Annotated in this window: 13 protein-coding genes; 12 read left to right on the forward strand and 1 reads right to left on the reverse strand. The window is 56.6% G+C overall.

The genetic code is table 11. The annotated features are described in order from the left end of the window. Positions 1–118: 118 nt before the first annotated feature. The 7 genes from dacD to cobS all read left to right on the forward strand — a co-directional run bounded on the left by dacD (position 119) and on the right by cobS (position 6,353). Positions 119–1,285: a serine-type D-Ala-D-Ala carboxypeptidase DacD gene (gene dacD / locus JLG71_RS09340; RefSeq protein WP_014230017.1), complete on the forward strand. Its 1,167-nt coding sequence runs from the start codon at positions 119–121 to the stop codon at positions 1,283–1,285. 153 nt (positions 1,286–1,438) lie between these two features. After that, positions 1,439–2,875, forward strand: coding sequence for a capsule assembly Wzi family protein (locus tag JLG71_RS09345; protein ID WP_047723374.1), 1,437 nt, complete (start codon positions 1,439–1,441; stop codon positions 2,873–2,875). 126 nt (positions 2,876–3,001) lie between these two features. Beyond that, on the forward strand, positions 3,002–3,475 hold the full coding sequence (gene sbmC, locus JLG71_RS09350) for a DNA gyrase inhibitor SbmC (protein WP_025107721.1): 474 nt from the start codon (positions 3,002–3,004) through the stop codon (positions 3,473–3,475). 98 nt (positions 3,476–3,573) lie between these two features. Next, a complete protein-coding gene (locus tag JLG71_RS09355) occupies positions 3,574–4,632 on the forward strand; it encodes an FUSC family protein (protein ID WP_004103626.1) in 1,059 nt (352 codons plus the stop codon). A gap of 168 nt (positions 4,633–4,800) precedes the next feature. Continuing rightward, positions 4,801–5,136 carry a DUF496 family protein gene (locus JLG71_RS09360; protein ID WP_004103624.1) on the forward strand — a complete coding sequence of 112 codons (336 nt, stop codon included), beginning with the start codon at positions 4,801–4,803 and terminating at the stop codon, positions 5,134–5,136. A gap of 193 nt (positions 5,137–5,329) precedes the next feature. Then, positions 5,330–5,542 (forward strand): bifunctional adenosylcobinamide kinase/adenosylcobinamide-phosphate guanylyltransferase, encoded by a 213-nt coding sequence (locus JLG71_RS09365; protein WP_004852374.1) that lies wholly within the window; start codon positions 5,330–5,332, stop codon positions 5,540–5,542. Between the two features lie 70 nt (positions 5,543–5,612). Beyond that, positions 5,613–6,353, forward strand: coding sequence for an adenosylcobinamide-GDP ribazoletransferase (gene cobS / locus JLG71_RS09370; RefSeq protein ID WP_014838908.1), 741 nt, complete (start codon positions 5,613–5,615; stop codon positions 6,351–6,353). Positions 6,354–6,836: 483 nt separating this feature from the next. Here cobS and JLG71_RS09375 read toward each other — a convergent pair whose 3' ends face one another. Next, the gene (locus tag JLG71_RS09375) at positions 6,837–7,946 is read right to left on the reverse strand and encodes an adenosylhomocysteinase (RefSeq protein WP_032720290.1); all 1,110 of its coding nucleotides are present in this window, start codon (positions 7,944–7,946) and stop codon (positions 6,837–6,839) included. A gap of 185 nt (positions 7,947–8,131) precedes the next feature. On the opposite strand from JLG71_RS09375, the gene JLG71_RS09380 reads away from it, so the two are divergent. The 5 genes from JLG71_RS09380 (at position 8,132) to JLG71_RS09400 (ending at position 13,111) form a co-directional block, all read left to right on the forward strand. After that, positions 8,132–8,863, forward strand: a complete 732-nt coding sequence (locus JLG71_RS09380; protein WP_182157812.1) for an HPP family protein — start codon at positions 8,132–8,134, stop codon at positions 8,861–8,863. A gap of 380 nt (positions 8,864–9,243) precedes the next feature. Further along, on the forward strand, positions 9,244–10,668 hold the full coding sequence (locus tag JLG71_RS09385; protein ID WP_200914149.1) for a sugar porter family MFS transporter: 1,425 nt from the start codon (positions 9,244–9,246) through the stop codon (positions 10,666–10,668). Positions 10,669–10,689: 21 nt separating this feature from the next. Further along, a complete protein-coding gene (locus tag JLG71_RS09390; protein ID WP_014230009.1) occupies positions 10,690–11,700 on the forward strand; it encodes a Gfo/Idh/MocA family protein in 1,011 nt (336 codons plus the stop codon). Positions 11,701–11,723: 23 nt separating this feature from the next. After that, a complete protein-coding gene (locus JLG71_RS09395) occupies positions 11,724–12,173 on the forward strand; it encodes a PTS sugar transporter subunit IIA (protein ID WP_014230008.1) in 450 nt (149 codons plus the stop codon). Then, positions 12,170–13,111, forward strand: a complete 942-nt coding sequence (locus JLG71_RS09400; protein ID WP_014230007.1) for a sugar phosphate isomerase/epimerase family protein — start codon at positions 12,170–12,172, stop codon at positions 13,109–13,111. Before JLG71_RS09395 ends, JLG71_RS09400 begins: the two co-directional genes overlap by 4 nt. Positions 13,112–13,232: the final 121 nt, after the last annotated feature.

Consider the following 13,232-nt stretch of genomic DNA (forward strand, 5'->3'; position numbering starts at 1 on the left):
AAGGGTATCCCCTTTGTCACGCGTCGGCGATGTCATATTTTCTTGCAATTAAACCCTGATTTGAAACGAGAAGTTCCGTAAAAAGGACGGCGAATCTGTCAATTTAGAGGATATGCCGTTGAAAGGCCGTTTTTTTATTGCTGTATCTTTGCTCGCTGCGAGCGTTTCCTGCGCATTTGCCGCCAATGATTTTCCCGTCAACGTGACGCCTCCTTCTATTCAGGCCGGTTCCTGGGTGCTGATGGATTACACCACCGGCCAGATCCTGACCGCCGGTAACGAGCATCAGCAGCGCAATCCCGCCAGCCTGACCAAACTCATGACCGGCTACGTGGTCGATCGCGCTATCGACAGCCACCGCATCACCTTTGACGACATCGTCACCGTCGGGAAAGACGCCTGGGCGCAGGGTAACCCGGTCTTTAATGGTTCTTCGCTGATGTTCCTTAAGCCCGGCGATCGGGTCAGCGTACGCGATTTAAGCCGCGGGCTGATCGTTGACTCCGGCAACGATGCCTGCGTGGCGCTGGCGGACTACGTCGCCGGCGGGCAGCCGCAGTTCGTCGCGCTGATGAACAGCTACGTGGAAAAACTGCATTTGCAGGATACCCATTTTGAAACCGTCCACGGTCTGGACGCGCCGGGTCAGCACAGTTCGGCCTACGATCTGGCGGTGCTCTCGCGGGCGATTATTCACGGCGAGCCGGACGTCTACCATATGTACAGCCAGAAGAGCCTGACCTGGAACGGCATTACCCAGCAGAACCGCAACGGTCTGCTGTGGGATAAGACCATGAACGTCGATGGTCTGAAGACCGGCCACACCTCGGGCGCCGGCTTCAACCTTATTGCCTCCGCGGTGGACGGCCAGCGCCGGCTGATTGCGGTGGTGATGGGAGCCGACAGCCCGAAAGGGCGTGAACAGCAGGCGGCGAAGCTGCTGCACTGGGGGCAGCAAAACTTCGATACCGTCCAGGTCCTGCAGGACGGCAAGCAGGTCGGCGTTGAGCGTATCTGGTATGGCGATAAAGAGCAGATTAAGCTGGGGACCGATCAGGACTTCTGGTTAGCGCTGCCGAAGTCGGAAGTCTCGCGCATTAAGGCCAAATACGTGCTGGATAACAAAGTGCTGGAAGCGCCGATCGCCGCCCACCAGCGGGTTGGCGAAATCTCCCTTTACGATGGTGATAAAGTGGTGGCCCACTGGCCGCTGGTGACGCTGGAAAGCGTTGGCAAGGGCGGCGTGCTGTCGCGCTTTAGCGATTATCTGCATCAAAAACTGTAACTTCTCCGCCGCTCCGCCCGGAGCGGCATCTCGTAGCTGTTTGATTATTATGCCGCTTCGGTTGGCGCTTCGTTTACTTTCACTCCATTACCTTACCCGGTCACCCTTCAGGAAAAAGCCTGGCGCTTGTGCGCCATAAATGGAGCTGGGAAGATGAAATACTTTGCGCGTAGTGCGCTTTCTCTGGGACTGTTCACCGTTTTTAGCACTTCTGGTTTTGCCTCCGGCCTCGTTCTGGCCGATAACGAATTCCGCAATGATTTAGCCTGGTTATCCGACCGTGGAACCCTTTCGTTGAGCCTGTCGACCTGGCCTCTGAGCGAAGAGGAGATTAAGCGCGCGCTGGCAAATGCCCATCCGACAACGTCCGCAGAGCGGGTGGTACTGGGTCGGGTAAATCAGCGATTAAGCGCGCTGAAAGCTGACGTGCGCGTTACCGGTTACAGTTCCACTGATAAGCCGGGCACGCCGCAGGGGTTTGCCCAGTCTTACCCCGCCGACCAGTCGCTTTCTCTCGCCCTGAACAACAGCGGCGAATGGTGGGATCTGCACCTGCAGGGCAATGTTGAAGGCGACAAGCGCATCAGTAACGGTTCGAGCGTGAACGCCAACGGCGCGTACGGCGCGGTTAAGCTGTGGAACCAGTGGCTGGCGTTCGGGCAAATCCCCCAGTGGTGGGGGCCGGGCTATGAAGGTAGCCTGATCCGCTCCGATGCCGCGCGTCCCATGACCGGTTTTCTGCTGCAGCGCGCCGAACAGCGGGCGCCGGAAACCTCATGGCTAAGCTGGATTGGCCCCTGGCAGTACCAGCTTTCCGCCAGCCAGATGAACCAGTACGCAGCCGTACCGCATACCAAAATCTTCGGCGGTCGCCTGACTTTTTCACCGCTCACCTCGCTGGAGCTGGGAGCCTCGCGCGTTATGCAGTGGGGCGGCGAAGGGCGGCCTTCCTCATTCAGCAGCTTCTGGGACGGCCTCACCGGCAATGATAACACTGGCGACTCGGCCGACGATCCCGGCAACCAGCTGGCCGGTTTTGATTTCAAGCTGAAGCTGGCGCCCACCCTCGGCTGGCCGGTGAGCATTTACGGCCAGATGATCGGCGAGGACGAAGCCGGATATTTACCCTCGGCGCACCTCTATCTTGGCGGCGTGGAAGGGCATCATCAGTGGAACAGCAATGCGGTTAACTGGTATCTGGAAGCCCACGATACCCGCTCGAACATGGGCCGTACTAACTACATCTATAACCACTTTATCTATAAAGACGGCTACTACCAGCAGGGCTATCCGCTGGGCGATGCGATGGGCGGCGACGGGCGTTTATATGCCGGTAAGGTGGAGCTGGTAACCGAAGAGAATCAGCGCTGGAGCGCGCGGCTGGTCTACGCTGAGGTCAATCCAAAAAACCAGCGAATCAATAAAGCCTTCCCGCGCGCCGATACGCTGAAGGGCGTACAGCTGGGCTGGAGCGGCGATGTTATGCCAACGGTACGCCTGAATACCTCCCTGTGGTACACCGACGCTAACCACAGCGCCAGCGACGATGTTGGGGCCAGCATTGGCGTTGAGCTACCGTTCAGTTTATAACCGTATGGCGGCGATTTTTTCATCTTCTTGCCACGCGGATTTGTGAATTGCCGCACATACTGTGGGTGATAGTACTGCTAATTTATGTGTATATACATACAGTATTTTATCAACAGTGGAGGCAGCATGGACTATAACGTTAAATCCGTAGGCAAGAAGAAAATTGCTGGTTTTCATCTGGTCGGTCCCTGGGAGCAGACGGTAAAACAGGGGTTTGAACAGCTGATGATGTGGGTCGATAACAGCCAGGTGCCGGCGCAGGAGTGGGTGGCCGTTTACTACGACAACCCGGACGAAGTCCCGGCGGAAAAGCTGCGCTGCGATACCGCCGTCACGGTGGCGGACGACTACCAGATTCCTGAGGGTAGCGAAGGCGTGATGATGACCGAAATCGCCGGCGGGGATTATGCGGTTGCCCGTGCCAGAGTCGAGAATTTTGACTTTGCGACGCCGTGGTACCAGTTCTTCGAGAGCCTGATGGAAAGCAAAACCCATCAGATGGCGATGAAGCCCTGTTTTGAAGTCTATCTTAACGATGGTAACCAGGACGGCTACTGGGATATTGATATGTATATCGCGGTCGAGCCGGCGGTGAAGTAGAACATTGTCCCTTCGTTTGACAAGGTTTATTACATTCGCGTGATGCTTGCGGCGAAAAAGCAGTTACAATTGGCCTTTTCGTTGTGTCGGAGTAGGTTGTGCGCGCGGATAAATCACTTAAGCCATTTGAAATTCGGCTGTATCGCCATTACCGCATCGTCCATGGCGTGCGAATAGCATTGGCCTTTGTGCTCACCTTTGTGCTGGTGCGCCTGCTTAACGTTCCTGAAGGCACCTGGCCCCTCATCACCCTGGTGGTGGTGATGGGGCCTATCTCCTTCTGGGGAAATGTCGTACCGCGCGCGTTTGAACGTATCGGCGGCACGATCCTCGGCTCGGCGCTCGGGCTGGTGGCGCTCAAGCTGGAGCTTATCTCTCTGCCCATTATGCTGCTGTGGTGCGCGGTGGCGATGTTCCTCTGCGGCTGGCTGGCGCTGGGCAAAAAGCCCTACCAGGCGCTGCTGATCGGCATCACCCTGGCGGTAGTGGTCGGCGCGCCGCCGGGCGACATGACCACCGCGCTGTGGCGAAGCGGCGACGTGATCTTCGGCTCCCTGCTGGCGATGCTGTTTACCGGTATCTGGCCGCAGCGGGCTTTCCTGCACTGGCGCATCCAGATGGCCAGCTACGTCACCGCCTTCAACCGTTTGTATCAGGCGGGCTTCTCGCCGAACCTCGTTGAGCGTCCGCGTCTGGAAAAGCATATGCAGAAGGTGCTTAACGACGTGGTGAAAATGCGCGGATTAATTACCCCCGCCAGCAAAGAGACGCATATCCAGAAGGCCATCTTTGAGGCGATCCAGACCGTCAGCCGTAACCTGGTGTGCATGCTGGAGCTGCAAATCAACGCTTACTGGGCGTCGCGTCCCGGCCACTTCGTGATGCTTAACGCCCATACGCTGCGCGAAACCCAGCAAATGACCCAGCAAACATTGCTGACTATCGCCCACGCATTGTATGAGGGCAATCCGCAGCCGATTCTTGCCAACAATGAAAAGCTCAACGAAATCGTGGCCGAACTGCGCCAGCTCATCAAAGAGCAGCAGGACGACAATTTCTCCGAAACGCCCATCCACGGTTATGTCTGGTTAACTATCGAGCTGGCGCGCCAGCTCGAACTGCTGTCGCATTTAATCTGCCGTGCGTTGCGTAAATAAAGACCAGACTCACGTGGTTTTTCCATCGCTTGCTTCGATTCAGCAGCGTTTAGGGTTATGATAACGGCAAAGGAAAAAACATTGTCATCAGCGGCTGCTAACAGTTATGTTAGCCCTATGTAGCAGTCGCTTTAGCGAATCCGAATCTCAAATATTAGGGGTATAAAAATGGAAACAACTAAGCCTTCTTTCCAGGACGTACTGGAGTTTGTTCGCCTGTACCGTCGTAAGAACAAATTGCAGCGTGAAATTCAGGACGTTGAGAAAAAGATCCGTGATAACCAGAAGCGCGTACTGCTGCTGGACAACCTGAGCGACTACATCAAGCCGGGCATGAGCGTTGAAGCTATTCAGGGCATCATCGCCAGCATGAAGAGCGATTACGAAGATCGCGTTGACGATTACATCATCAAAAACGCCGAGATCTCCAAAGAACGTCGCGATATCTCTAAAAAGCTGAAAGCGATGGGCGAAGCGAAAGTCGAAGATAAATCTGCCGAGTAAGCCCCGTTAATGCGCTCCGGCGGCGCTCGCTGCCGGAGTTTCTCTTCTTCCTCTTGCGTGACCTCACAGTTCCTTAGCAAAACCGCCCGCGCGACGCTGAACCTTTACCCAGGAATTTGGTATACTTCCGCCGTAAACATATTGATATCGGAAGGGTTTATCTCATGCTGTCCCTGCAACAGGTGCCGCCGCGATGATACTGATGACCGGCGACGCGCTTAGCGGCCAACGCCGTGACGCCGAATCTTTACTCAACTCTTTCGTTTCGGCGATCTTCATCGCTACCTCCCGGCTCTCCGACAACCAAATGGCCGCGCGCATTCAACACCACCGTGATACCCGGCTTGCCCACTGGCGGCTGGAAGAACGCGGGCAGGCTTTCTCCGCGCGGCAGCCGCGCGGATAAGTCAGGTCACGGTCGGTGGCGGGCGTGAATAACCGCTGCCGCGGGGTTTATCGACAGGAGTCATCACTCAATGATTAAGTCTTTTTTTGCCGCATTATCATTTATCAGCCGCCTGCCGGTCCCGGCGCGTTTATCCCAGGGGCTGGAAATTGAACAATATCAACGCAGTATCATTACATTTCCCCTGGTGGGGCTGCTGCTGGGGGCGATTGCTGGCGCCGTTGTGATGCTGCTGCAGCCGTGGTGCGGCGGCCCGCTCGCCGCGCTGCTCGGCGTGCTGGCGCTGGCGCTGTTGACCGGCGGGTTCCATCTTGATGGGCTGGCGGATACCTGCGATGGCATCTTTTCCGCCCGCCGCCGCGAGCGGATGCTGGAAATCATGCGCGACAGTCGGCTGGGCACTCACGGCGGGCTGGCGCTGATTTTTGTGCTGGTTGCCAAAGTGCTGGTGGTCAGCGAAGTGGCGCTGCGCGGCACGTCGGCGCTTGCCGCGCTGGCTGCCGCCTGCGCCGTCGGCCGCGGTATGGCGGTGCTGCTGATGTATCGTCAGCGCTACGCCCGGGAAGAGGGGCTGGGCAACTTATTTATCGGCAAAATCACGCTGCGGCAGATGCTGATTACCATGGGGATCGCGCTGGCGCTGGCGACGCTGCTGCTCGGGGTCAACGGTCTGCGGGCGGCGCTTATCACTCTGGTGCTGGTTTGGGCGCTGGGTCAGGCGCTGAAGCGTACCCTGGGCGGGCAAACCGGTGACACATTAGGCGCGGCGATTGAGCTGGGCGAAGTCATATTTCTGCTGGCCCTGCTGTAGGCATTGATTTATTCCCGGTGGCGCTGCGCTGACCGGGCTACCAGTCCACCGCTGTCTGCGGGCCGGTGCCCGGACAAGGCGCAGCGCGCCGCCTGCGGGGAATGTGCCGGAGTGATGGATTGGCGTGCTTTCTTCCCGATGGCGCTGCGCTGACCGGGCTACCAGTCCACCACTGTCTGCGGGCCGGTGCCCGGACAGGCGCAGCGCGCCGCCTGCGGGGAATGTGCCGGAGTGATGGATTGGCGTGGTTTCTTCCCGGTGGCGCTGCGCTGACCGGGCTACCAGTCCACCGCTGTCTGCGGGCCGGTGCCCGGACAAGGCGCAGCGCGCCGCCTGCGGGGAATGTGCCGGAGTGATGGATTGGCGTGGTTTCTTCCCGATGGCGCTGCGCTTAGCCGGGCTACAAGTCCACCGCTGTCTGCGGGCCGGTAGCCCGGACAGGCGCAGCGCGCCGCCTCCGGGAAAATTATTCAGCGCACGTGCTTACAGCGCTTTTTGCCATACGCTCTGTGGCAGGAGGTAAACGTCCGCCGGTGCCGTCATGCCGTCGGTCACGATATGCTGAATGCCGCTGGCCATTACCGCCAGGGTCACGTCAAAGGCGTTCAGGCTATCGCCAAAGCCCGCGGTCAGGTTGAGCATTGAACCGTTCGCCATCAGATAAACGGTTTTATCGCCCATCCGGTAAGCGTTGATATAGGGCATGACCTCTTCATGACGGAACTGGCGCAGGTACTCACAGTCAATCTCTTCCGCCACGTGACCCACGTTGAGAATAAACACCCCGTCTTTGGACTTATCCAGCGCCTGGCGGTTAACGACTTTTTTACCGCCGGTCGCCGTGGCCACCACGTCCGCGGAGGCAATCGCCTCCTGTAATTCAACGACGTGCCAGCCATCGTAGGCCGCCTGTAGTCTCCGCGCCGGGTCGATTTCCGCTACCATCACCTGGCCGCCGAAGGCCTTCGCCGCCGCCGCTACGCCCTGGCCAACCAGACCATAGCCGATGACCAGCACTTTTTTCTCATGCAGGGTCAGGTGGGTCGTCTGGAAAAAGGTGTGCCAGGCGGTCAGGCCGACCATATGACGGTTGTGCAGGCCCTCTTTTACCGGCAAATCATCCCAGTTAAAAATCGGGTATCCGGGGCGAATATCGCCCAGGCGGCTAACGCCAGAGCCGGTCGCCTCAAGGCCCGCGACGATATTGCCAAACTCCCCGCGCTGATGCAGTAGGGTGGTAATATCCGCGCCCATTTCGCACAGATGCGTCGGCTGCCAGGCAATCGCTTTTTCCCAGGATTGCTGCCACTCGGCGTCGCTCATATCCCGCCAGGCGCAGGCTTCCGCGCCGCGCTCCACCAGCCAGGCGACCACGTCATCCTGCACCGTCGTTGGGTTACAGGTGGTAAGAAAAACCTTCGCCCCTTTCTCCAGAATTCCCTGCACCAGGGGGATCATTTTCATATCGAGGTGCATACAGCAGGCGAGACGCACCTGGCTGAGATCCGGCAGGGCGGCGACCTGACGCAGGGTGCGCGGCATATTCTGACTGGCCCATGCGATCTCTTTCTCTAATTTTATCTTGTTATTCAACGTGTTTGACCTTCAATCCATAGAATGCTGATACCCAGAGGTGAGGGGATTTTAACGTAGCGCGCGCCGTTTTTACATTCACAAAATGAATGACGAAAAGCCACGACAAAGACATGGTTGTTAAAATAAGGTTAAAAAAAGAAAATGAAACATAAGTTCTTATTATGACGTAAGCGAGCTACACGATGTTAAGCGTTTTACCCGGATCGCTCTTTTCGCGGATCCGCATTTTCCTCGGTCGCCTCAAGCCGCACGCCCTGCCGGTTGCCAGAAAACATATTGTTCTGGCCTCTCTCGGCGCCGGGACGGGACTGGCGGTGACCAGCATGTTCAGCCACTGGCTGTTAGGCGAGGTCAATATCTGGTTTATCGCGCCAATGGGCGCATCGGCAGTGCTGCTGTTTGGCGTCCCGAGCAGTCCGCTGGCCCAGCCGTGGTCGATTGTCGGCGGCAACGTGCTCTCGGCGCTGATTGGCGTGACAGTGGGAATGGCGATCCCGAACCTGGCGCTGGCCTGCGGCGTGGCGGCGGGGCTGGCGATCGCCGGTATGTATTTCCTGCGCTGCCTGCATCCGCCGGGTGGGGCGGTGGCGTTAACGGCGATCCTCGGCGGGGCGGGGGTGCAGAGTGAAGGCTACCACTTTGTTCTGACGCCGGTATTGCTCAATTCCCTGATGCTGGCGCTGCTGGCCATCGTCTTCAACAACCTGGTGGGACGACGCTACCCGCACCCGCTGGCCGCAGAAGAGGTAAAGGCCAAAGCCGTACCGCTGGGCCTGTCGGTGACCCGCGATGATATTCACGCGGCCCTGCTGGACGGCCAGTTTCTCGATATCGATGAAGACGACGTGCAGGAGCTGCTGGAAAATATTGAACATAAAGCCAGACAGCGTATCGCCAGCGCCCGGCGATCCTGATGAGCTTTTCGGCTCTCTGGGGAACGCGGATTAACCCACGTGTTCCCCTTTTTATTGCCTTCCTCCCCGGCCATTAGCCTGAACCAGGCATTTTTCTCCCCCCGAAAGCAACAAGCTCTGCGGATCGTGACTGCGATCGACAAAATTGGCCATTCAATGAGCAAAAAGTTGACGCCCTTAACGAAATGAATATTTCAAAATAACTTGTTATGGATTTTTTAATCCGGTGGAGTATAACAAGTTGTTAAATAATGCACCCGGGTGCAAAGAGGTACAAATGTATTCCTGATGCCAGAACCTGCCGTATCTGGTTCGGCAATGTGATCTTTTTATTCATAAAAACAAAACGATAGAACGCTCATCCCTGACAGGACAACAAAATGACCGATCATGTGATAACTGAAAGTCGTAAAACAGATAATGATAAGAAAATCAGATTAATAACCCTCGTCTCAACCATCGGTGGACTGTGCTTTGGTTACGACACCGGGGTTATTTCCGGCGCGCTGATTTTCATGAAAAACGATCTTGGCCTCACTCCTCTGCAGGAAGGGCTGGTGACATCGTTTTTATTATTCGGCGCGGCAATCGGCTCTGTCGGCGGCGGCTGGCTATCCGACCGACAGGGACGGCGGAAAAATATTCTGTGGGTGGCGGTGATTTTTATCTTTGGCGCCCTCGGTACCGCCGTCGCCTGGGATATGTCGTCGATGATAATCGCCCGCTTTATTCTTGGCCTGGCGGTTGGCTGTGCGTCAGTGACGGTACCGATTTATATTTCAGAACTGGCGCGACCCGCGCAGCGTGAACGGCTGGTGACGGTCAACGAACTGATGATCGTCACCGGGCAGTTTCTCGCTTACTCCGTCAACGCTTCCATTGTCAATTTCTATCCCGACATGTCGCACAACTGGCGGCTGATGCTGGCCATTCCGGCGCTGCCCGGCGCGCTGCTGTGGATTGGTATGCTGGTAATGCCGGAGTCTCCGCGCTTCTTCGTGCGTAAGGGGCAAATAGACAAAGCGGTTGCGGTGCTGAAAACGATTCGTCGGCCCGAAGAGGTGGAGCAGGAGATCCGCGATATCCAGCAGGTGAGCCAGATTGGCATCAACCATGGCCGATTTGTTGACGAGCTGAAGAGAAAATGGGTACTGCAGCTGATTTTGATCGGCCTGATGATTGTGCTGGCAACGCGCGTAACCGGCGTGAATACCATTATGTACTACGCGCCGACGGTGCTGAAAGCCACCGGACTTGGCGATGCGGCGGCGGTGACCGGCGCCGTGGCTAATGGCGTCGTCTCTATTCTGGCCACGCTACTGGGGATGCTGTTAATTGGCAGGCATTCCCGACGGAAAATGTTCTTTACCGGACAGATCGGCGTCACCCTTAGCCTGGTGTTGATTGGCCTCTCGTTCAAGCTCTTCTTCCATATGGAAACCGTCGATGGCGTCAGCGGCTTGCACGCCAACTTTACCGGTGCCAGCTACATCATTCTCGCCCTGATGCTGGTGTTCCTGACCTTTATGCAGGGTTGGATCGCACCGGTATTCTGGCTGATGCTCGCGGAAATCTACCCGCTGCGGATGCGCGGTCTGGGACTGGGTTTTGCGGTATTCGGTTTATGGATATTTGACTTCATCATTCAGTCTATTTTCCCGATTTTACTCAACAGCTACGGCGGTGGAATGACCTTCGGCTTCTTCGCGGCTACCAACGTCATAATGCTGATTCTGCTGGTGAAGTTCCTGCCGGAAACCCGCGGGTTAACCCTCGAACAAATTGAACAAAAATTCAGATTCTGATTTAGCAACGTGGAGGAATATATGACAGTTAATATCGGTTTAATTGGTTTGGGTATGATTGGGCGCGACCATCTCCAGCGTTTCCAGACGGTTATCCAGAACGCCAGGGTCAGCGCCGTCTGCGATATCAATCGTAATGTGACCGACGCTATTGCCCGCGAATATGGCGCTCAGCCCTATTACGATGCAGTCGAGATGATTCAATCAGACGACGTGGATGCGATCTTTATTTGCTCTATTGGCCCGGTACATAAAGAACAAATTCTGGCGGCCATTAAAGCAGGTAAACCGGTGTTTTGCGAAAAGCCGCTCACCCCGACCGCCAATGAAGCCAAAGCGATTATTGATGCTGAAGTAGCCTACGGCAAACGTATGCTGCAGCTGGGCTTTATGCGCCGTTTCGACCCGGGGTACAACCAGCTAAAAGCCACTCTGGATAGCGGTGAACTGGGGGAAATATTGCTCATCCACTGCGCCCATCGCAACGCCTCCGTGCCGGAGAGCTACACCCTGGAGATGGCGATTAACGATTCGGCGACCCATGAAATCGATATTATCCGCTATCTGCTTAACGAAAATATCGTTTCGGTGCGCGTCGATAAACCGCAGAAGAAAACGCGCAGAGCCTGCGCGCATCTGCAGGATCCGTTGATTGTGATTTTTGAAACTGAATCCGGCGTACGTATTGATGATGAGCTGTTTGTTAACTGCGATTACGGCTACGACATTCGCTGTGAAGTGATTGGCGAAAATGCCATCAGCGCGTTGACCGAACAGGCACTTACCACCGTCCGTTCGGCGCAGGGTTATAGCCGCGCTATCCCCAAAACCTGTATGGAACGTTTCGCCACTGCCTACGATCGCGAGGTGCAGAATTTCGTTGATCGGGTAAACCTGGGGGCGGAGATGAGCGGGCCATCATCGTGGGACGGATTTGTCGTGGCGATGGTATGCGATGCCGGCCTGGCGTCGCTGAAGGATGGCGAAAAGCACGCCGTCTCTCTGCCGGAGTGTCCGGCGCTCTACCGCTGACCCATTAACGAAGGGAGAGGCGCATGTTAACTCTGAAACCAGAAGATATTTTTATTGGCTGTCGGGCGAATTCAAAGAAAAAGGCGCTGCGTATTGCCGCGGATTCCCTGCAGGCCAGCGGCTACGTCAGCGAGGGTTTTTTTGAATCAATGGTGGAGCGCGAAAAGGCGCTCTCTACCTGGCTCGGGGCGGGGGTCGCCATGCCCCACTGCAGCAAGGAGGGTATTGATCTGGTGCGGCAAACCGGTTTCCAGCTGCTTCAGTTTCCGGATGGCGTGGGCTGGGGGGAGGGTAAAGTGGCCTTCCTTGTGGTCGCCGTGGCGGCAAAAAACAATGAACACATTGATGTTATAGCGGATCTGGCAGACCTGCTTGATGACGAAGTGAAAACCACGCTGCTGGCCAGCGCCGACAGCAAAGACGCGTTTATGCAGATCCTCGAAGGACACTCATTTAAGAAGGATAGAATATGAAACTGGCACTCTGTACCGATGTTCTCGCCGGCCTGGCGTTCCCGGAAATGCTCGATCGCGTCAAGCAGTACGGCATTGAGGGCGTGGAGATGACCGCAGGCGGCTGGTCGCCTTGTCCGCATGTTAAAACTGAAGAACTGCTGGCTTCTCCGGCAGCGCTGGCGGCGTTTCGCGGCGAGCTGGAAAAGCGCGGAATGGAGATCGTCGCGCTGAACTGTTCGGGTAACCCGCTGGCCCCCGGCGCCCTTGGCGAGAAGCACACCGCCAGCAGCTACCGTACCGTCGAGCTGGCGGCGAAGCTGGGAGTGAAAAAGATAGTCATGATGAGCGGCCTGCCGGGCGGCGGGCCGGACGATAAAATCCCTAACTGGATCACCTCGACGGTTTCCTGGCCGGACTATATGCCAGGCGTGATCGATTACCAGTGGAACGAGGTTGCTATTCCCTGGTGGCAGGCTTTTACCCGCCATGCGGCTGAATACGGCATCGAACAGATTGCCCTCGAGGAATTCCCCAGCCAGCTGGTTTACAACCCGAGCACGCTGCTGCGCCTGCGTGAGGCGGTTGGCGACATCATCGGCATGAATCTCGATCCGTCGCATCTGATCGCCATGGGGGCAGACCCGATTGCCGCAGCCCGTAAGCTCGAAGGGGTGATTTATCACGTTCACGGCAAAGACGCGCGTATTGAACGCGGGCTGGCGGATGTCGACGGCTTACTGGAATATCAGCCGGTTACGCAGACCAAAACCCGCACCTGGAACTACGTGGCGGTTGGCTGTGGACAGGATTTGAAGTGGTGGAAAGAGTTCTTCTCGGTGCTGCGCATGACCGGATATAACGGTTATGTGTCGCTGGAGATGGAGGACCTGACGATGAGCGTTGAAGCAGGGCTACGGACGTCTATTGATGCCCTCAACGCCACATTAAGTCAGTGACAACGGGCCGCGTTTTCCCTCCGGGGGGGCGGGAGAACGCGGCGCGTTTTTTGTTGAGCGGATTTTATCTTGCTGTATTTTACGTTCTATTGGATGTTTTTTATCAGGAACGTTAAAACCG

The sequence above is a fragment of the Klebsiella michiganensis genome (assembly GCF_015139575.1).
Classification (GTDB): domain Bacteria; phylum Pseudomonadota; class Gammaproteobacteria; order Enterobacterales; family Enterobacteriaceae; genus Klebsiella; species Klebsiella michiganensis.